Source organism: Halobellus ordinarius (assembly GCF_031823395.1).
Taxonomy (GTDB): Archaea; Halobacteriota; Halobacteria; order Halobacteriales; family Haloferacaceae; genus Haloquadratum; species Haloquadratum ordinarius.
The window spans coordinates 267,354-285,809 of sequence record NZ_JAVQKJ010000003.1 but is presented as its reverse complement, the minus strand read 5'-3'; the positions used below and the strand labels follow the sequence as shown (position 1 = coordinate 285,809).

Sequence of the window (18,456 nt, the reverse complement as noted above, 5' to 3'; positions counted from 1 at the left end):
CTTTTTGATCCCGAGTTACGAGTTCCCGTCGACGCGACGCTTCTCCTTCGAGACCACCTCGACGTCGGTGATCGCCGTCCCGGGATACTGCCCCTCGTCGTCCTTTTCGGCGGCTTTCACCATGTCCCAGACGACGTTCAGCCCGGTCGTCACGCCCTCCAGTGCCTCCATCTCGCAGCCGGTCTTGCCGGTCGTCTCGACGGCGACGGTCAGGGTCACGTGGTCCGCCCGGACGTCGAAGTCAGTGTCGACGTTCGTAATCGGAATCTGGTGACACATCGGGATCGTCTCCCAGGTGTGTTTGACTGCCTGGATCGCGCCGATCCGTGCGGTCGCGAGCACGTCTCCCTTGTCGATGCCGTCCGCCCGGATCGCATCGATAGTCGACGACGAGAGGTGGATCGTCCCGCGTGCGACCGCGCGGCGGTTCGTGTCGGGCTTCTCGCCGACGTCGACCATCTGGACGTCGCCCGAGTCGTCGACGTGGGTGAGGTCGGCGTCGGCGGCGTCTCCTGTTTCCTCGCGCTGTGCATCGGCCGTCGCGTCGTCGTCGGTTTCGTTCGTGGTCATTGTCCGTCCTCCCAGAGCGCCGCGGGGAGTCGATCGATCAGATCCGTCGCCAGCAGGCCGTGCCCCGCGTCCTCGACGGCGGCGTCCCCGGCGCGGCCGTTCGCGTAGGCCCCGACGGCTGCCGCCTGCAACGGTGGGAGCACGCACGCGAGCGCGCCGGTGGCGCCCGCGAGTACGTCACCGGTGCCACCGACGGTCATCCCCGGGTTGCCGGTCCGGTTCACGCGTGTCGTCTCGCCGTCGGAGATCACGTCGTATGGGCCTTTCACCAGCAGGACGTCTCCGAGGTCCGCCGCGAACCGGGCGACCGAATCGGCCCGGCGTCGCCAGTCATCGTCAGCCTCGCCGCCCATTCGCCGGAACTCACCCCGGTGTGGGGTGCAGATCAGCGTCGCCTCGGTCTCGACGTCCGGGACGACCGACAGCGCGTCCGCGTCGACGACCGCGGTCCCGTCGTACGCCTCCAGAAGGTCACCCACCGCCGCGAGGGTCTCTTCGTGGCTCCCTAGTCCGGGGCCGAGGACGACGACGTCGTGGTCGGCGGCGAGCGATGTGACCTCGGGTACCTGCGCCGAGGTGAGACGCTCACCGTCGTACGGCCGCAGGATGAGGTTCTCGCTGAACCCTTGGATCTCACGGGCGACGGTATCGGGACAAGCGACGCGGACGAGATCCGCGCCCGCCCGCAGCGCCGCCTGGGCCGCGAGCGCGGGCGCTCCCGTGTACGGGCCGCCCCCCACGACCAGCACCTCCCCGAAGTCGCCCTTGTGACTCTCCGCGGGCCGGTCGAGCGTCAGCAGGTCGCCCGGTCCGGTGAACTGTTCCGCGGCTGCGGGGATGCCGATGTCCGCGACGGTCACCGCGGCATCCAGATCGGCCAGCCCCGGCTTCTCGTTGTGGAACGTCACGACGTGGTCGGCTTCGACCGCGACGCCCGGCGCGTCGCCGGTGTCGGCGTCGACGCCCGACGGGACGTCGACCGAGAGAATCGTGGCATCGAGATCGTTCATCGCCCGCGCGGCCGTCGCTGCGGGCTCGCGCAGCGCGCCGGTCACGCCCGTGCCGAGCATCGCGTCGACGACGACGTCCGGGTCGTCCAGAGCGAGGTCGGCCGAGTCGGTCACCGCGCGCGTGTCGTACTCGGCCGCCTGCAGCGCCTCCCAGTTTTCCCGGGCGATGTCGGTGGTGATCGTCGCCGGCCGGCCGAGCAGGTGGACCGCGACGTCGTACCCGTCGAGGAACCGGGCCGCAACGAGCGCGTCGCCGCCGTTGTTGCCACGGCCAGCCACGATAGCAACCGTCGCGTCCGGATCCGCCAGCCGTCGAACCTCGCGGGCGACGGCGTTGCCGCTCGACTCCATCAGTTGCTTCCGCGGGACGCCGAGCGCCTCGGCGTTGCGATCGACCGCGGCCATCCGCTCGCTCGTTATCATCGTCCGTAGTTGGGCCCGACGCGGCCTAAAATCCGGTGGGTGTCGGCGCCTCCGTGCTGCTCACTGCCCCAGGTGAACGCTAATCGACAGACAGAAAGGTGTGACTGGACCGATCACGCGTGACCGAGGTTGTATCAGATATCCGAAATTTTTAGGTAGACGAGGCCGAAACCGATGGATATGTCGGGGCTGTTACCGTCGGAGACCAACCGACGTGTCGGCGACGAGGACGGGGAGGTCCGAGTCCTCCCCCTGGAAGACGAGGAAGCGGCGCAACTGATCGACTGTCTCGCCGTCGACACCGCCCGCGCGACACTCGCCGCCCTGCAGGACGAGGCGGCGACCGCCTCCGAACTCGCAGACGTGGTCAACACCTCGCTGCAGAACGTCAGACACCACCTCGAGAAGCTCCGGGAGGCCGGACTCGTCCGGGTGATCGGCACGAAGTACTCGGTGAAAGGCCGGGAGATGAAGGTGTACGCGCCGACCCGGGATTCGCTTGTGGTCTGTGTCGGGGGCGCCACGGACCGGTTCGCCTCGGCCGAGTAGCGGCCCCGTACTCTATCGATTATCACACAGTCCCTCTTATAGAGAGCAAGGAGAATACCCGCGCCTTTAGGCGCGGGATGAATCCGACAACCCACTCCAAAGTCCCCCACCGATAGCAGGGCCGGATATTCCACCGCCATCAAACACCAAATTTTACAAACATGGTGAGTATAAGAGATTATACAGACGTTCACAATGCTGGAAGTCCACCGGACCTATCGGGCGAACATCCGCAACCACTCGCAGGTCGCGGAGTCGCTCGACCGGCACGGGTGGAGTGCCAGTAAACTCTGGAACGTCGCCAACTACCACTCCCGAGAAGTCTGGGAGGAGACGGGCGAAATTCCCGATCACAAGGAGTTGAAAGACGAGTTGAAGACCCATCCGAAGTACAAGGGACTGCATAGTCAGTCCAGTCAGCGGGTTCTGGAAGAACTCGCTGAAGCCTTCAACTCATGGTACTCTTCGGACGACGAACGGGATAATCCGCCCGGCTACCGCAAAGAAAACTACTACGACGATCAAGGCCGTCGTGTCCACGAAGAACACCCTCGTTCGACGGTGACGTGGAAACAGAACGGTATCCGGCACGACACCAATAACAACCGTGTCAGGCTGTCAAAAGGTGCGAATCACAAGGAACACCCGAAAGCGTGGGAATACATCCTTGTCGAATACGAGACACGATCCGGTGTGGAGGTTGAGAACCTGCAACAAGTCAGGGCCGTCTACGACCAACAAACTGAGCGATGGGAGCTGCACCTCGTCTGCACAGACGAAATCGAGACACCTACCGCTCCCGGCACCGAGACAGTGGGTATCGACCTCGGCATCAGCAACTTCGCCGCCGTCGCATACAGCACCGATGACGCCGACCTGTATCCCGGCAACCGTCTGAAACAGGACGGCTACTACTTCCCGAAGGAAATCGCTAAATGCGACGACTCGGGTGGTGACAGAGCCACGCGACTCCACAGCAAGTGGTCTGAGCGCCGCACCCACTTCTTCCACTCCTTAGCGAAACACATCGTCCAACGGTGTGTCGAGAAGGGTGTTGGCAAGATCAACGTCGGAGACTTGGATGGCGTGCGCGAGGACGAGAACGGCGACTCGAAGAGCTGGGGCAGGCACGGCAATCTCGACTTGCACGGGTGGGCGTTCGACCGCTTCAGCAACATTCTCGAATACAAGGCAAAAGTTGAGGGTATTGAGGTCGTAGATGTGGACGAACGAGATACGAGTAAGACGTGTTGCGTGTGCGGTCGGGAAGACGACAGTCAGCGTGTCGAACGTGGCTTGTACGTCTGCGAGGAGTGCGATGCGGCGTTCAACGCTGACGTGAACGGGGCGGAGAACATCCGTCTCAACATCAACGACGAAAGTAACTCTGAGTCCTCCGGGCAGTTGTCCGGGGATAGGAGTACCGGCTGGTTGGCACAGCCCGGAGTCTACCTTCATGACTTGTCCAGTGGATTCCAACCGCAGGCACAAGTGGTAGACTGCAAACCGTAATATCCCAACCTCGGGATTCCTCCGCCTTCAGGCGGAGGAGGATGTCAACGGACACCGAGATACCTGGCGGCCGCTTCTGCGATCTGCTCCGTCGTCGTTTCGACGAGGCGACCTTCTTCGTTCTCGATGTCTGCGTGACGGATCACGACGACGGTCCAGGGGTTCACGTAGCTCTCCTGCGGGAGGCCACCGGACACGAAGTCCTCGTCACCGAGTGGGATGGCGACTGCGCGGCGTGTCGTTGTGCCGGCCGCGTAGAGCGCTTCCTCGCCGTGAAACGGGTGCGAATCGTCACTCAGACACACGTACGGCCGGTAGTCGTGGTCGCCGAGCAGATCGGGTCCTTTCACCACTGCCCCCCGTGTGTACTCCGTCGTCATTCCTCGCCGTAGTAGTCGTCTGTCGTTGACGCCGAGCTCGCCCCGAGCTGTGCAGCGTAAGATGCTAAGCGATCGTCCGCTGCGATAGCCCAGTACCGCCCCCGATGCCGAACGAGGCCTCGATCCTCTAGGCGGGATAACGCGGCGCCGACACTCCCACGCTTGATGTTCGTCGCCTCGTGAATCTCAGTCTGTGTGAATGCCTGGTCGCTGTTTTCGGCGAGGAACTGAAGGATCCGATAGGGCTGAGTTCCCTCCTGAAGGTCAAGAACGTCTGCGGGCTCTTCGTCGAAACGATCGATGCTGATAGGCATACGTAATAGAACGCAATAGATAGCAATAAGTCTGGGGGAGATCGTAGCGTTAGCGATTCTTCGCTCACCCGATCACACGACGGCCGGCGATCAGATGGGCAATCAGTTGCAAACGCTACTGTAGCAAACCGACGCTTTTTCGAAGGTTGAACTGCGTGAAAATCCGTCGATTCCGCTTCTGTCGCATATTTTCGACGGAGCAGATTCTCTGTCGTTTCTGCCGGACGTTTTTATCCGAAGCCGCGGCCACTCACCGACACCGATATGAGCGCGGCGACGTCACTGACGGACGTGAGTTGGCAGGCGGTCTTCGGCCACGACGAACCGTACCCCGAACAAGCCGACGGCATCGACGCCGCCATCGACGCGGCGGAGGGGAACGGCTTTCTGGTCGTCGAGGGCGCCTGCGGGACCGGGAAGACGATGCTCGCGCTCACGGCAGGGATCGACCGCGTCCGTGATCCCGACTCCGACTACGAGCGCGTGCTCGTGCTGACGAGCGTCAAGCAGCAGCTCCGGCAGTTCGAGGACGACCTCGGCACGATCAACGCGAACCTTCCCGAGGAGTGGTCGCCTATCTCCGGACTGACGCTCCTCGGGAAGGCGGACGTCTGCCCGTACAGCCGCGTGGGCGTCGCCGGCATCGACGACGAGACCGTCTACGACCGCTGTGAGGGACTGCGCGAGCGCACCCGGAACCTCGTTGGAGAGGGCGGCGAGACGTCGACCGGAACGCTGGTCTCGGAGGCACGAGCGGCCCAGACGGGGCTTTTGGACTCGGGGGCGACGGACGGCCCGGACTACCTCTCGACGGCCGGGGAGCCGACGCCGTACCTCCCCGAGACCGCCGAGTACGGCGACACGGAGTACTGTCCGTTCTACGCGACGTTCCTCGACGACGTTCCCGAGGACGGCGATCCGGTCGAAGCAGTTCCGTTCGACGTCACCGAGCGCGGGCACATCGATGCCGAGGAACTCGTGCGGCTGAGCGCGGGCTACGGGACCTGCCCGCACTCGGTGATGGGTGCGCTCCTCCCGCACGTCGAGGTCGTGTTGGGCAACTACTACCACGCGTTCGACCCTCAGACGGTGGGGTCGTTCACGGGCGCGCTGCTCGACGAGGAGACGTTCGTCGTCTGCGACGAGGCCCATATGCTCGAACCGCGCGTGCGCGACCTGGTGAGCGACGGCGTGGGAGAGACGACGCTCCGGGACGCCGAGAACGAACTGACCCGGGTGATCCAACCCGTCGAGTTCGCCGACGCGGGCAAGTCGGCGTCGACGGGCGATGCCGGCAGCGCCGACGCCGACCTGGTTCGCGGGGAACTCGCAGACTCTGACGTGACGCTGCGTGAACTCCGCGAGACCCGGGCGTTCGTCTCGGACCTCCGCTCGGAGATCGATCGGCGCGTTCGTGCCCACCTCGACCGGACGCTGCCGGACTGGCGTGCGGACCTCACGCGACTCAACGACGCGGAGATGCCGCTGCGGGATCCCGAAACCCCCGGCGTCGACGAACTGACCGAGTGGGCCGAGAGCGAGGGCTACGACGAGGCGGCGTGGCTGCGCGCCGAGTCGGTCGGGGCCGTCGTCGCGCGCATCCTCAACGAAGCCGAGGACGAGGACGTCCGCCGGGCCGCCCCGGCCGTCGGGCGGACGCTCGCAAACTGGGCGCGGGCCGACCACGTGGCGTACTTCCGCGCGCTCGAATTAGAGCGGACCTGGGACGAGACCGAGGGGCCGAACTCCTGGCGGCGCGCATACAACGCCCGCCTCGCGCTCCACAACTGCGTCCCCGGCGAAGCGATCGCCGACCGCCTCGGGGAGTTCGGCGGCGGCGTGCTGATGTCTGCGACCCTCGAACCGATGGACATCTTCCGGGAGGTCACAGGATTGGACGCCCTCGCGGCCGCGGGCCGGCCGATCGAAGAGCGGACCTACGGCCTGTCGTTCCCGGAGGGGAACCGCGCCTCCTTCGCGGTCGACACCCCGAAGTTCACCCACGAGAACCGCGGCGCGCCCGGGGAATCGAACCCCACCCGCCGCGCGTACGTCGACGCAGTCGCGGAGATCGCACAGTCGCCGGGGAACGTCCTCGTGGGGATGCCGAACTACGCGGAGGCGGCGTGGATGGCCGAGGCGCTGACAGCGCGTCTCGACCGGCCGGTGCTGCTGGATGAATCCTCAGGCGACGACACGACCGAAGCGCTGAAAGCGGAGTTCTTCGACGGCGAGCCGAAGGTACTCGTGACCAGCCTTCGGGGGACGCTCACCGAAGGCGTCGACTACCGCGGCGACCGGCTCGCGGCCGCGGCGGTCTGCGGCGTTCCCATCATCGACACGTCGAGCCCGCGGACGCGCGCGGTGAAGACTGCGTACGACCGCCGGTTCGGGTCCGACGGCGAGGGCGGTCGCAGCGGCTTCGAGACGGCGCTGACCGTCCCCGCAGTACGGAAGGCGCGCCAGGCGATCGGCCGCGTTATCCGCGGGCCGGGGGAAGTCGGGATCCGGGCGCTCGTCGACGCGCGCTACGCTCGCGAGTCGTGGGACAGCGTCCGCGAGTACCTCCCGCCGGCCGAGCGCGCGGAGTTCGGTCCGGTGACTCCGGACCTGCTCGACCACGGCGTCGATCGGTTCTGGTCGGCTGTCGATAGTGAGTAAGGCGACAGCCGCAGATCGGCCGTCGATGGCGAGTAGCGACAGCTGCAGATCGGCCGTCGATGGCGAGTAGCGACAGCCGCAGGTCGGTGCGACGCCGCTATCCGTCGTACGCCGCTTTACACTCGTCGGAACAGAAGTGCCGGTGCCGGGCACGCCCGTCGTCGACCCAGGTGACGACGCGGTGTGTCGGCGACTGGACAATCGTCTCCTCGCAGGTCGCACAGACCGGGGCATCGTCCTCGTCGACGTCCTCTCCGAGGTCCGAAGTCGGATCTACCATCTCCCCGGATGTGTCGTGTGCGTCCACTTTAGTCCGTCCCAGCCGGCGGAACTTGCCTGCCAACGGCAGGGATATAGCCTCCGGACGATTCGATCCGACTGTGGGTGCCGATGTCAGACTCTCCCGCTGATACTCCGCGTCGCTCGCCGCCCCAGAGCGCCGACAACGAGGACGCGCCTCGCGAGATCGACCTCCGCAGCGTCGTCGTCCGGTTTGACGGACAGCCGGACCGATGCACTGTCTACCCCGTGCGGGAGTGTTGCTGTACACGCACCGATGCCTGGCTGACGGCCGACGCCGACGCCTTCATCGCGCTCGATGCGATGCGATGAGGCGGCGATTCACACTCTCCTTAGACGTTGATGTCCTCGAACTCCTCGTTGACGATGAACCGGCCCTGCGGCGTGAGATCGACCGGCGGGTCCTCGTCGGTGACGAGGTCGTCCTCGTGGAGCGACTCCAGCCGGGCGTCCAGTTCGGCCTCGTCGATATCGAGCAGCGAGGCCAGATCGATCTCCTCGCTGGTCGAGTACAGCCCCACCAGCACCTCGAGTTCGTGCTCCTCGACGTCGACGTCGCGGACGTCGCTTTTGATCCAGTGGTAGATCAGCCGCAAGTAGCGGCCGAGGATATTCATCTTCCGTCGCGAGCCCATCGTGATCTCGGAGGTGACGGTCTGTCCCTCCTGGACGTGCTGGACCGAGAGCACCAGGTTCGTCTCGCCGTCGGCGTCGGTCCGCTCCATCACCTCGAAGAAGATGACCGACGCGAGGTCGATCGAGACCGGATCGTCCGTCTCCAGCAAGTCGCCGCCGGTGAACGAAACCGACTCGTAGTCTAGGTGCAGGCCCGCCCGCCGCTGGGGTGTGTCCATCACCCGACCGCCCACCTTCGCGGGATGCGTCACGAGCGCGGTCGAACCGTTGAGCGTCGCCCGGAAGAGCAGAAGCGAGAACTTTTCGATGGTCTCGCGGTCGCCGCCGATGACGGTCGTCCGGCGGTAGTCGCCGTCGACGTACCCCACCATCACGGTGTAGTCGAAGAACTCCTCGACCTCCGGGGGCACCTGCCCGACCGCGATGTCGAAGATGGCCGCGATCGGGATCGTCGTCTTCGCCTCGGAGGTCGCAAGCACGAGCCGGCGTTCGCTCATCAACACCCGGCCCTTCGTCGGATCGAAGGCGGCGTCGCCGCCGGCGACGAAGTTCGCGATGAAGTCGACGACGATCGACTCCCCGCCGACGGTGCGAGCCGAGTCGGCCCCGTCTCCGCTCTCGGACCCCGACTTCGACTCCCCACGAGACCCCGACTCCGCGTCGCCGTCGCCGTTCTGTTCCCGGTAGGCTTCGAGGAGCTCCGATCGTTTGCTGGCCGCTTCACCGTGCTCGGAGGTCCCGCCGTCTCCGCCCTCTGAATCTGTCGAGGTCATACACTGATCAGCGCTCCTGCGAGTGAGCTCGTCAGTACTGCGCTTCCGGCACCGATCCACACGAGGACGACGAAGTGGAGGTAGGCGTTGACCTTGTGCCCGCCGTCGACCATCCGAATCATCAACGCCGACAGGACGGCGTTGAACAGGATGATCATCGAGAGCAGGTACTCGATCACCGGGATGTTGTAGACGCCCGCGTAGATGATCTGGCCGAACTCGAACTGCGCGAGGTTCAGATCCGAGGAGAACGTCGCGAGGATCTCGACGACCTCCAGTCCGATGAAGAAGGCAAAGGACGCCGAGGCGGTGATGCCGTAGAGGACCCCGATCAGCGTCACTGTCGCTTGGTCACGCTGGCGCCGGAGTTTGATCACCTCGTTCATATTCTGTGAGATCAGCTCTCCCAGCTGCTTGGGCGTTCCACCCATCTGCCGTCCGACCAAATACATCTCGGAGAACTTCTGGATGAGGTAGGAACTGGTCTCGGCGGTGAAAAAGAACCACGAGCGGTCCGGTGCGATCCGCATATTTAGCCGGCCGTAGAGCCGGTCGATCTCGCGGGAGAGGATGCCGAAGTCCTTCTCCCGAAGCGTCTCTAAGACCGCCCGCGTCGTCGACTGCTTCGCGCTCTCTGAGGCACCCAGCGCCCGGATGAAGCCCGGATACTCCTCGTCGCGCTCTTTGATACCGTTCTCGTGGTGGCGGGCCACGAGCCCCGGGACTGCAAGCGGCGTCAGCGGCGCCGCAATCAGGATCGGGATCGGCATATCCAACATAACAGCCTGCACCGCCTGTCCGACGGGCGTCCAGCCCACGGTGCCGGTCCCGAGGAGGACGATGAAAAATAGCGCCAGCGCCACCGACCCGTAGAGGGCAATGTCGATCTGGCGATCCATCTTCGTGCGGTACTCGTCCTGCTGGTACCACAGCGGGTCGTGCGGCGAGATCGTCCTGATGACGAAATAGAAACCCAGCTGCACGAAGATGAAGAGCACGATGACCGCCGCTATTGTCATCGTCGCGTCCGTGCCGGTGAGGATGGGCAGAACGATGGCGTTGATGATTCCGAACGTCATCGACAGGATCATCGAGAGATAGAGGTCCTTCATCACCTCCAGGTTCCCCAGCGCGCCCTCGTAGACGGTGATGTACCGCTGGATCATCGTCTGTTGTTCGCCGAGGAGAAAGTCGTCCAGGCTCTGGCCGGCGTTCAGCGAGTAGGCGAGCCGATCGAAGAAGTCGCTGAGTTCCTTCGAGGGGACGGCGCGGGACCGCCGCTTCAGGGCGTCGTCGAGCGACTGGTTCCACGTGTCGACCAGTTCGGTTACCCGCCGCATCTCGACGGCCAGTTCGCCGTATTCGTCTTGGCGGCCGAGCTGTCTGAACACTGCCACTCGATCGATGTTCGTCGTCGACAGCACCGTCAGGTGCGTGATGACGAGGTGGAGTTGGTTCTCCAGGCCGCGCCGCTGGTCCTCCACGAGCAACCGCGGGTACAGCATTCCGGCCAAAAGCATCAGCGCACCGAGGAGGAAGATCGGAATCCTGACCAACACCGGCAGCGGGAGCGCGATGGCCCCGGCAACGCCGAGGAGGAAAAGCAGGATCGTCGGCGCCAGGACCGTGATGATGTACTTCCGGTTGTCCATCGGCATCCGCTCGTAGGCGTCGAGGACAGACGACGCGAACTGGCGCAGCTGCCGCTTTTGTGCCCCGAATCCGACGTCCGGCTCCGGTTCGGTCCCTGTTTCGCTCATCAGTCGACCCTCGTCATATCGAAGGGAATGCCCTCCGTGCCGTCGCGCTGGAAGTCCTCGATGAACTCGTTGACCTCGTGGTAGCCGACGATGTTCTCCTGGATCGCCCGCCGGATGAGTTCCGAGCGGAACTCGATGTCGTCGTAGATCTGCCGCGTGTCGTCGTAGCCGAGCAGCGTCGCGATCTTCTCCTCCATAATGTAGGAGTTGTTCCGGCCCTGAAAGACGATCTCGTCCTCGACGGGGTCCCAGTAGAACGCCTCACGGGTGACGACGCCGCCCATCTCCTTGGAGTACCCCTCGATCTCCTGGACCGAGGTGACGCGGCGGAGCGTCTCGTCGCCCCGCTTGACGCGGTTCTGGAACAGCGCGATGTCGGCGTTCGACATGAACGTCTCGGGGACGTTGATCGGGTCACCCGTGAACCGCTGGATCATCGAGACGATGTCCGAGGCGTGGAACGTCAGCATCACTGGATGGCCGGTCTGGGCGGCCTGGAACGCCATCCGCCCCTCCTCGCCACGGACCTCCCCCACGATGATGTAGTCCGGGCGGGACCGCAGGGCGGCGGCGACGAGGTCGAACATATCGACCTCCGAGTCCGCGCCGCGCCCCTCGCGGGTGAGGAGTTGCTGCCAGGTGTTGTGCGGCGGCAGGACCTCCGCGGTGTCCTCCGCGGTGTAGATCTTCGAGTCCCGCGGGATGAACGACGTGATGGCGTTCAGCGTCGTCGTCTTCCCGGACGCCGTCTCGCCGACGACGAACACCGTCCGCTCGTTCTCTAAGGCGATCCAGAGATACGCGGCCAACTCCGGCGAGAGTGTGCCCCACTTCGTGATCTGGAAGATCGACAGTGGCACGTCGTCGCCCTGCCGGATCGTCAACGACGAGCCTTTCAGCGAGACGTCGTCGGAGTAGATGATGTTGATACGCGACCCGTCCGGCAGCGTCGAGTCGACGATGGGGTGCGCGTCAGAGACGGGGTCGCCGATCCGTTCGCCCATATTCCGGAGCCAGTTGTCGTACTGCTCCGCGGAGTCGAACTCGACGGTGGTTTCGAGCAGCCCGAACTCCCCGTGGTCGACGTCGACCTGCCGGGGCCCGATGACGTGAATGTCCTCGTTGGCGGGGTCGCGCATAATCGGTTCGAGCGGGCCGAGACCGACGATATCGCGGATGAGCCGGTACCGGACCTTCTCGTAGGTCTCCTCGGTGATCTCCAGGGGCCCGAGTTCGAGCCGCTGGACGAGTTCGGCGAGTCGCCCGTTGCGTTCGTCTTCCAGAACGACGATCTCCTCTAAGAGTTCGCGGATCCGATCCTCGTACTCGGTGTCGTCGGTCGGCGCGGGCTTCGTCACCGACCGCTCGAGCAGTTTGTCCTTGACCTGCCCGAAGACTTCCCGTTCGCCGTCTTCGAGTTCCGGCTCGATGGTGTAGTACTTGGTCGTCTCGCCGAAGTTCCCGTACACCTGCGAGTAGATCGGCCCGCCGAGGTGGTAGATGATGTTCGGCCGGCGCGACTCGTAGCCGTCCGGCTCGTCGACGAGCATCGGGAACTCCCCGGTGATCTGTCGGAAGCGCTTGAGATGCTCGCGCAGGTGCTTCCACCGCTGGGCGTGCTGCTTCAGTTCGCTGTCGATCTTCGCTGAGCCGTGTTCGGTAGCCATCAGGCAACACTCCTGGATTCGATGACGATTCCGATGCCCGATCGGACCGAGAAGCCGATCCGGTCACCGACCTGTTCGCCCATCCCGGCGAACCGCTTGACGAAGATGTTCCGTCGCACGTCGTTGCCGACCTCGACCATCTCTAATTCGAGATAGACGTCCGCGATCGACCGGAAGGGGCCGATCGCCTCCTCGTCGACCGTCGAGGGGTCGACCGTGAGGACGATCGTCTTGCCCTTGGTGGTCAGATCGCGGAAGAACGAGATGATCTCCAGGGCGGCCTGCCGTTCCTCGTTCTGCCGGACCAGCGCCTCGAACTTGGGGTCGTTCCGCAGGATCGCGTCGAACGTGTCGACGAGGATGACGTCGGCGTCCCACATCGTCTCGGCCTCCATCATCCGCTTGAGGAGCTGTTTGCGCTCGTCGTCGGATTCGCTGCCGGTCAGCGTCCCCGAAGCGTCGATCTCGGCTGGGATGAAGAGCATCTCCTCGTCGAGCATCGGCTTCACCATATCGTACGTCAGCGAGTGCATCTGGTCCAGGAAGCCACGAACGCCCAACTCCGTCGATACGAGCGTCGTGACGATATCCTCCTGGGTGAACCCGTAGGTGAACCGCTGGGAGAGAACGCTCTTGCCGGCCCCGTAGTCGCCCTCGATGAGGACGATCGAGCCGACTGGGAGCCCCCCGCCGAGCTCCTTCTCCAGTCGATCGTGCTCCTGCAGTCCGATCGAGTACTGATTCGAGCTCATCGGTTGAAACGGAACACCTCCTCGTCGCCGTCGACGGTCAGCGTCACCCGGTGATCGCCCGAACCCAAATCGAGGTCGCCGATCGTGACTTCGACGACTCCGTGCGGAGTCCAGTCGTCGCCGCTGCCGTCGGCGACGGAGACGGATACGTTCGTGCGGTACTGCGCGTCGACGATGACGTCGAACGTCTCGCCAGTCGCCGGCAACGTCCGGTCACCCGTGTTCTTGACGTACAGCGTGACCGTGTTCGTGTCGCTGTCGTAGACGCCGCTCTCGGAGTCGCTGATCACCTCGATATCGGTCCGGATGTTCTCTGCGACGTCCGCGCCCCGGTCGTCGAGCGCGCCGCTGATCCCGGTGACGGTGTCGATGAGGACGCCCGCCACGCCCGCCGCGATGACGATGCTCGCGATGAACAGGATCAGACTCGGCACCGAGACGTCGGCCATTCAGATCACCTCGACGGTCGTGTTGCTGGCTGCGACCCCGTTCTCGGCGACCACCTTGACGCGGTCGGGCTGATCGATACCGCTGACGTGGAGCACGAGGGAGCTATCGGGCGCCCACACGTCCGTCGAGCCGTCCTCGTCGACGGTGGTCGAATCCGGCTGGACCAGCGCGTTGTCGACGAGGAGACTCGTTTCGGTGACCGACAGCGTCGTCGTCCCCGTGTTGGTCACGGTGATATCCAGATTCGATTCGCTATCGTTGTAGACCACTTCCGTCACCCCGATTTCGGTGTTCTGACGGTCGAGGAGGTCCTCTCTGTCCTCCTCTTGGGCTTCGGTGATCTGCTCTGCGGTCCCTGCACCGGCCGAGTACAGCGTCCCCGTCGCGACGAGCACCCCGAGGAAGATGATCGCCGTCGAGCCGCTAACGCCGAATCCCACGGGAACCCCCTCCGAGCGTCGACAGTTCCTCCAGAAGGCGGGACTCGTCGACATCACCGGCCAGCCGGCTGATGTAGGTCAGGCTCTCCCTGTGGTGCTCGACGCGCAGTTCTTCGGGCCGTTCCCTCTCGCCAGCCGTAGCGGCGTTGCGGACGTGTTCGCTCATCGTCCGCTCGACCTGCCGGGTGATCCAGCCCTGTGTCCGGTACTGGCGCAAGGCGCGTGCGGCGCCGATCGCTCCGCCGACGTCGACCAGGAACCGCGCCCACTCGAGCACGACTGACTCGGCGGTGTACCGGGCCGGAAGTGCAGTCAGGTACGCGTCGGTGTCGGCGGGCTGCTGTGCGTCTCGCCGATTCGTCGCCGCGCCGTTCCGAGCCGCATTCGCCTCGGCTGCGTCCGCTGCGGCGTTCGTCTGCGCAGCCGGCTTGGCAACACCATTCGTCGCCTCGCCGGTTTCTTCGGTCTCGAAGAGAGAGTCGTCGGGTTCGACTTCCTCGGCGCTCTCGGCTTCGACGACCGTCTCGGTTTCGTCTTCGACGGCGTCTGCCTCGGCGTCGGCGTCCGCTCCGTCGATATCCTCGGCGAACGCTCCATCGATGTCGCCGTCGAACTCCTCGTCGAGATCCTCGCCGGTCAGGGCGTCTTCGATTTCGTCTTCGGCAGACTCCTCGGCGGCCGCTTCGTCGTCTTCGGCGGCCGCTTCGTCGTCTTCGGCGGCCGCTTCGTCGTCATCCTCGTCCTCGAAGCCGCCTTCCTCCTCGTATTGGGACTTCAGTTCGTCGAAGCTCGCACCCCCGCCGCCACTGTCGCCTTCCTCGTCGTCGCCTTCCTCGTCCCCACTGTCGAGTGCTGCCGCAGGGTCGCCGCCGTCGTCGGCGTCGGTGAGTTCGTCCTCGGCGGCGAGTTCGGCCTCGTCCTCCTCGGCCTCGAGGTCCCCGAAGTCCTCGTCGAAGAACTCCTCGGCGTCGGCGCTCGCGACGTCGGGGTCGAGGCTCTCCTCTTCTTCCTCTTCCATATCGAAGAGGCCGAACGCGCCGTCGCTTTCGAGGCCGCCCATCTCGCGGGCGTCGTCCACGAAGGGGTTGATTCCACGGGTCACCATCTCGTAGATGTCCAGCAGCTTCCGGATGGTGTCGTCGAGTTCCTCGACGGTCTCGCCGATCTGTTTGTTCTCCTCGCGGACCGTGTTCATCCCCGAGGAGATGGAACTGACTTCGTTTTCCATCTCCGAGAGGCGGTCTTCGATCTCCGCGACCCGGTCGGCGTCGACGCCGGAGCCGCCGAGGTCGCCGCCGTCGTCGAATCCCCCCATCTCGCTGCCGTCGTCGAACCCCTCCATTTCGCCGTCGAAATCGTCCATCTCGTCGTCGAAGTCGTCGCCTTCGCCGTCGAAGTCGTCGATGCCGCCGTCGAGGCCGCCCATATCGTCGTCGAGGTCCTCGTCGAATCCGAGTCCGTCAGTAGCGATAGTGTCCGACTCCTCGTCGCCGTCGCCGTCCATCCAGTCCATCACGCCCATCCATCGACCCTCCTGTCACTGCTGTCCCTCGCTCCGCCGCGCGACCGGCGGGAATCCGAACTGCGCCCCCACAGACGCCCCGAACGCGCGGTATGACCGGTCCGACCGTCCGGCCTCGGTGGAACTGGTCTCATTACCAGAATCGTACCGTTATCGGTACAAGAAGTTTCCCTCCAAATTATCGATCGTGATACCGGAAAACCCCACTACTGAGTCGAGTTGATCCGGGATACGAATACGTTGTGGCCGAGTTACTCGGATCCGGCCGTTTCGTCGATCGTGCCGCTGTCCCGGTTACTGAGCCGAAGAATTATCCCACTGCGGGACGGATCTCGCATCCGAAACCCACGGAAGTGTCCTCATATATGCCAGAATTCGTCAAAACAGGTATCGACGGCCTCGATTCCATCCTCAACGGCGGTATCGTCGAGAACGCCGCGGTACTCGTCAGCGGCAACCCCGGCACCGGCAAGAGCATCTTCGGCCTCCAGTTTCTCCACAACGGCGTCGATATGTACGACGAAGGGGGAATCTATCTCACCTTCGAGGAGACCGCAGACGACATCAGCGAGGCCGCGGCCTCGATCGGCTTCGATCGCTGGGACGAGTTCGTCGAGTCCGGCCGGATCAAAGTCTACGACAAGCGGACGCTGCTCCGCAGCGGCGACTTCTCCTCGACACTCGATACGATCCTCGAAGACCTCCAGGACACCCAGTACGACCGGCTCGTCCTCGACTCGCTGACGATGTTTCAGCTCTTCTTCGACGACGAGAAGGAACAACGCCAGTATCTTCTGAAGTTCATCGACATCCTGAAAGACAGCGGTCTCACGTCGATCCTGACGATGGAGCAGTCGGCGATGTTCCCCGATACCGAGATCGGCCTGGAGAACTTCCTGACCGACGGCAACATCTATCTCGTTCAGTCACCCGCCGGGTCGACGTCGAACCGGTACATCTGGGTCGCGAAGATGCGCAAGCAGCCGATCAAGAACTCGATGTTCCCCATAGAGATAGATCACGGCGGAATCAAAGTCTACGAGCAGGCCGCGGGCTTCTCGATGATGGGCGATTCGGCGCCGATGTTCGGCGAGGACGACGGCGGCGGGTTGGAGTAGCTTCTGGAGCTATAGTAGCGTTTGCAACTGATTGCACATCCGATCGCACGACTGCGTGCGATCGTGTGAGTGAAGACTTGCAAACGCTACTATAACTTGGTTGTATTGTCGCACGTCTGTCTTCTGATCGCATTTTAAAGAATGAGTGTCTAAAAGGACTCGATCTGACCGTCGTTACTTTTTCTGCCTTATTTACGTTTGCTAGATCTGTCGCTTTTGAAGTAGCGGTCGGAAAAGAGGAATTCAGTTAGCTCAGGAAAGTGAGCCGAGATTGTTTACAGCCTAACGGGTTCGCCGACGCTTTTTCCGGCGAGTTGCTGAGGCATCGTGAGGATGACTTGGGTCGTGCCACCAGTTTGGCTCGTGATGTCCAGTTGGACTTGGTAGCCCGTCTCGAGGCCGCTAGTTTCGGACTCGATCGCTTCTGTGTCGATCTTCACTTCGTACCGATCGTCGCCATTATTGAGCACACCGTAGGAGTTATCTTCGAACTGTTCATCCCGGTTGACTGCTGAGAGGTTGAAGGTCGTGCTGGTTCCGTCGTTTTCATTCGCATCAACGTCGTTGGAGAATTCGGTGTGGTTGGTGAGGGTAGTAACTTCGGTGTCACTGAGGTATTTGATCGAAGTCTGATTCATATCTACGGCACTGGAGCCGGCAGCGAGCCGGACGGTCAACGTGATGTTGGCGATTTTATTGCCGGGACCGACGGTGCCGTGCTGGTTGACGACTTCCACGCGGTTGGTGACCTTGTCGACGCTTTCCTGGCCGGCTTCTTCGGCGGTCGCCTGCAGGAAGCCGGCGGTGTTCACCAGAACACCGGCGGCGATAGCGGCGACGAGGACCATCGCGATGAACACGATGAGGGTGCCGATCCCGACCTGCCCGCGGTTCCTGTCCGAATTATCGTTGTGATTGAATAGTTGTTTCATTGTCCTGTCTTAGAGTGGAACGGGATCATTGTTGTTTTGACCGGAAAGTTGCTGGGGCATCGAGAGGATGACCTGCGTTGAACCGCCGTCGCGACTGGTGATGTCCAGTTCGACAGTATCACCTGTTTCGAGCCCTTTCTGGTTCTCTTCGACGACCGACGTGTTGATGACGATCTCGAATCGGTCGGACTGTCCGTTCAGCACTGGGTAGGACTTATCACCATCGTCATCAATCGCGTATGCCGTATATTCTGTTGAATTCAGGCCTTCAAGGTCACCCGCGTCGGAGAATTTTGTTACGTTTCGTAATTCGGTTCCGTGGCTTGTGGTTTCGTTTTTGAAGACGAGATTTTCGGCAGTGGTTTCACTTGTATACTTGATGGTAGTATCTTCAAGTGAGACACTGCCAGAGCCGGCTGCGAGCCGAACCGTGAGGTTCAGACTATCGACGGCTTTGCCGTCGCCGGTGTCGTTGACGATGCCGTGTTGGCTGACGACATCGAGTCTGTTCGTGACCTTGTCGACGCTCTCCTGGCCAGCGTCTTCGGCAGTCGCTTGCAGGAAGCCGGCGGTGTTGACGAGTACACCGGCGGCGATAGCGGCGACAAGGACCATCGCGATGAACACGATGAGCGTCCCAATGCCGACCTGCCCACGGTCGGCGTCCGAGTCGTTGTCTTCGAGCAT

The 18,456-nt window shown here is 63.4% G+C and carries 19 protein-coding genes; 5 read left to right on the top strand and 14 right to left on the bottom strand.

The features are described 5' to 3' along the window. Positions 1-15: 15 nt before the first annotated feature. Positions 16-570, bottom strand: coding sequence for a cyclic pyranopterin monophosphate synthase MoaC (moaC, locus tag RJT48_RS04910; protein ID WP_311171128.1), 555 nt, complete (start codon positions 568-570; stop codon positions 16-18). Next, the gene (locus RJT48_RS04905; protein WP_311171127.1) at positions 567-2,003 is read right to left on the bottom strand and encodes an NAD(P)H-hydrate dehydratase; all 1,437 of its coding nucleotides are present in this window, start codon (positions 2,001-2,003) and stop codon (positions 567-569) included. The genes moaC and RJT48_RS04905 overlap by 4 nt, the downstream gene beginning before the upstream one ends. Before the next feature lie 180 nt (positions 2,004-2,183). Here RJT48_RS04905 and RJT48_RS04900 point away from each other — a divergent pair, with 180 nt between their 5' ends. Both RJT48_RS04900 and RJT48_RS04895 read left to right on the top strand, forming a co-directional pair. Further along, the gene (locus RJT48_RS04900; RefSeq protein ID WP_311171126.1) at positions 2,184-2,552 is read left to right on the top strand and encodes an ArsR/SmtB family transcription factor; all 369 of its coding nucleotides are present in this window, start codon (positions 2,184-2,186) and stop codon (positions 2,550-2,552) included. A 195-nt stretch (positions 2,553-2,747) separates the two neighbouring features. After that, entirely contained in the window at positions 2,748-4,064 is a 1,317-nt protein-coding gene (locus tag RJT48_RS04895; protein ID WP_311171125.1) for an RNA-guided endonuclease InsQ/TnpB family protein, read from the top strand. A gap of 44 nt (positions 4,065-4,108) precedes the next feature. Here RJT48_RS04895 and RJT48_RS04890 read toward each other — a convergent pair whose 3' ends face one another. Both RJT48_RS04890 and RJT48_RS04885 read right to left on the bottom strand, forming a co-directional pair. Next, entirely contained in the window at positions 4,109-4,444 is a 336-nt protein-coding gene (locus RJT48_RS04890) for a hypothetical protein (RefSeq protein WP_311171124.1), read from the bottom strand. Then, positions 4,441-4,758 (bottom strand): MarR family transcriptional regulator, encoded by a 318-nt coding sequence (locus tag RJT48_RS04885; RefSeq protein WP_311171123.1) that lies wholly within the window; start codon positions 4,756-4,758, stop codon positions 4,441-4,443. Before RJT48_RS04885 ends, RJT48_RS04890 begins: the two co-directional genes overlap by 4 nt. Before the next feature lie 264 nt (positions 4,759-5,022). Here RJT48_RS04885 and RJT48_RS04880 point away from each other — a divergent pair, with 264 nt between their 5' ends. After that, entirely contained in the window at positions 5,023-7,419 is a 2,397-nt protein-coding gene (locus RJT48_RS04880) for an ATP-dependent DNA helicase (RefSeq protein WP_311171122.1), read from the top strand. A gap of 97 nt (positions 7,420-7,516) precedes the next feature. On the opposite strand, the gene RJT48_RS04875 is transcribed toward RJT48_RS04880, so the two are convergent. Next, positions 7,517-7,699, bottom strand: a complete 183-nt coding sequence (locus RJT48_RS04875; protein ID WP_311171121.1) for a DUF7576 family protein — start codon at positions 7,697-7,699, stop codon at positions 7,517-7,519. Positions 7,700-7,809: 110 nt separating this feature from the next. Between RJT48_RS04875 and RJT48_RS04870 the strand changes: the two genes are divergently transcribed. Next, positions 7,810-8,031 carry a DUF7511 domain-containing protein gene (locus RJT48_RS04870; RefSeq protein WP_311171120.1) on the top strand — a complete coding sequence of 74 codons (222 nt, stop codon included), beginning with the start codon at positions 7,810-7,812 and terminating at the stop codon, positions 8,029-8,031. Positions 8,032-8,051: 20 nt separating this feature from the next. Here the strand turns inward: RJT48_RS04870 and RJT48_RS04865 are convergent, their stop codons facing one another. The 7 genes from RJT48_RS04865 to RJT48_RS04835 are packed head-to-tail and all read right to left on the bottom strand — an operon-like array spanning position 8,052 to position 15,719. Further along, positions 8,052-9,128, bottom strand: a complete 1,077-nt coding sequence (locus RJT48_RS04865; protein ID WP_311171119.1) for a CheF family chemotaxis protein — start codon at positions 9,126-9,128, stop codon at positions 8,052-8,054. Further along, positions 9,125-10,888, bottom strand: coding sequence for an archaellar assembly protein FlaJ (flaJ, locus tag RJT48_RS04860; protein WP_311171118.1), 1,764 nt, complete (start codon positions 10,886-10,888; stop codon positions 9,125-9,127). Before flaJ ends, RJT48_RS04865 begins: the two co-directional genes overlap by 4 nt. Then, positions 10,888-12,555, bottom strand: coding sequence for a type II/IV secretion system ATPase subunit (locus RJT48_RS04855; protein ID WP_311171117.1), 1,668 nt, complete (start codon positions 12,553-12,555; stop codon positions 10,888-10,890). Before RJT48_RS04855 ends, flaJ begins: the two co-directional genes overlap by 1 nt. Then, positions 12,555-13,307, bottom strand: a complete 753-nt coding sequence (arlH, locus tag RJT48_RS04850; RefSeq protein ID WP_311171116.1) for an archaellum protein ArlH — start codon at positions 13,305-13,307, stop codon at positions 12,555-12,557. The genes RJT48_RS04855 and arlH overlap by 1 nt, the downstream gene beginning before the upstream one ends. Beyond that, complete coding sequence (arlG, locus tag RJT48_RS04845; protein ID WP_311171115.1) at positions 13,304-13,756, bottom strand: archaellum stator protein ArlG; 453 nt, start codon at positions 13,754-13,756, stop codon at positions 13,304-13,306. Before arlG ends, arlH begins: the two co-directional genes overlap by 4 nt. Next, on the bottom strand, positions 13,757-14,197 hold the full coding sequence (gene arlF, locus RJT48_RS04840; RefSeq protein WP_311171114.1) for an archaellum stator protein ArlF: 441 nt from the start codon (positions 14,195-14,197) through the stop codon (positions 13,757-13,759). Then, on the bottom strand, positions 14,181-15,719 hold the full coding sequence (locus tag RJT48_RS04835; RefSeq protein WP_311171113.1) for a flagella accessory protein C: 1,539 nt from the start codon (positions 15,717-15,719) through the stop codon (positions 14,181-14,183). The genes arlF and RJT48_RS04835 overlap by 17 nt, the downstream gene beginning before the upstream one ends. A gap of 365 nt (positions 15,720-16,084) precedes the next feature. Here RJT48_RS04835 and RJT48_RS04830 point away from each other — a divergent pair, with 365 nt between their 5' ends. Continuing rightward, entirely contained in the window at positions 16,085-16,837 is a 753-nt protein-coding gene (locus tag RJT48_RS04830; RefSeq protein ID WP_311171112.1) for an RAD55 family ATPase, read from the top strand. Positions 16,838-17,112: 275 nt separating this feature from the next. Here RJT48_RS04830 and RJT48_RS04825 read toward each other — a convergent pair whose 3' ends face one another. Further along, on the bottom strand, positions 17,113-17,769 hold the full coding sequence (locus RJT48_RS04825) for an archaellin/type IV pilin N-terminal domain-containing protein (protein ID WP_311171111.1): 657 nt from the start codon (positions 17,767-17,769) through the stop codon (positions 17,113-17,115). Positions 17,770-17,778: 9 nt separating this feature from the next. After that, positions 17,779-18,456: an archaellin/type IV pilin N-terminal domain-containing protein gene (locus RJT48_RS04820; RefSeq protein WP_311171110.1), complete on the bottom strand. Its 678-nt coding sequence runs from the start codon at positions 18,454-18,456 to the stop codon at positions 17,779-17,781.

Coding starts and splice junctions, on each gene's coding strand:
- moaC (WP_311171128.1), bottom strand. CDS start 570: ATGACCACGAACGAAACCGACGACGACGCGACGGCCGATGCACAGCGC.
- RJT48_RS04905 (WP_311171127.1), bottom strand. CDS start 2,003: ATGATAACGAGCGAGCGGATGGCCGCGGTCGATCGCAACGCCGAGGCG.
- RJT48_RS04900 (WP_311171126.1), top strand. CDS start 2,184: ATGTCGGGGCTGTTACCGTCGGAGACCAACCGACGTGTCGGCGACGAG.
- RJT48_RS04895 (WP_311171125.1), top strand. CDS start 2,748: ATGCTGGAAGTCCACCGGACCTATCGGGCGAACATCCGCAACCACTCG.
- RJT48_RS04890 (WP_311171124.1), bottom strand. CDS start 4,444: ATGACGACGGAGTACACACGGGGGGCAGTGGTGAAAGGACCCGATCTG.
- RJT48_RS04885 (WP_311171123.1), bottom strand. CDS start 4,758: ATGCCTATCAGCATCGATCGTTTCGACGAAGAGCCCGCAGACGTTCTT.
- RJT48_RS04880 (WP_311171122.1), top strand. CDS start 5,023: ATGAGCGCGGCGACGTCACTGACGGACGTGAGTTGGCAGGCGGTCTTC.
- RJT48_RS04875 (WP_311171121.1), bottom strand. CDS start 7,699: ATGGTAGATCCGACTTCGGACCTCGGAGAGGACGTCGACGAGGACGAT.
- RJT48_RS04870 (WP_311171120.1), top strand. CDS start 7,810: ATGTCAGACTCTCCCGCTGATACTCCGCGTCGCTCGCCGCCCCAGAGC.
- RJT48_RS04865 (WP_311171119.1), bottom strand. CDS start 9,128: ATGACCTCGACAGATTCAGAGGGCGGAGACGGCGGGACCTCCGAGCAC.
- flaJ (WP_311171118.1), bottom strand. CDS start 10,888: ATGAGCGAAACAGGGACCGAACCGGAGCCGGACGTCGGATTCGGGGCA.
- RJT48_RS04855 (WP_311171117.1), bottom strand. CDS start 12,555: ATGGCTACCGAACACGGCTCAGCGAAGATCGACAGCGAACTGAAGCAG.
- arlH (WP_311171116.1), bottom strand. CDS start 13,307: ATGAGCTCGAATCAGTACTCGATCGGACTGCAGGAGCACGATCGACTG.
- arlG (WP_311171115.1), bottom strand. CDS start 13,756: ATGGCCGACGTCTCGGTGCCGAGTCTGATCCTGTTCATCGCGAGCATC.
- RJT48_RS04835 (WP_311171113.1), bottom strand. CDS start 15,719: ATGGGCGTGATGGACTGGATGGACGGCGACGGCGACGAGGAGTCGGAC.
- RJT48_RS04830 (WP_311171112.1), top strand. CDS start 16,085: ATGCCAGAATTCGTCAAAACAGGTATCGACGGCCTCGATTCCATCCTC.
- RJT48_RS04825 (WP_311171111.1), bottom strand. CDS start 17,769: ATGAAACAACTATTCAATCACAACGATAATTCGGACAGGAACCGCGGG.
- RJT48_RS04820 (WP_311171110.1), bottom strand. CDS start 18,456: ATGCTCGAAGACAACGACTCGGACGCCGACCGTGGGCAGGTCGGCATT.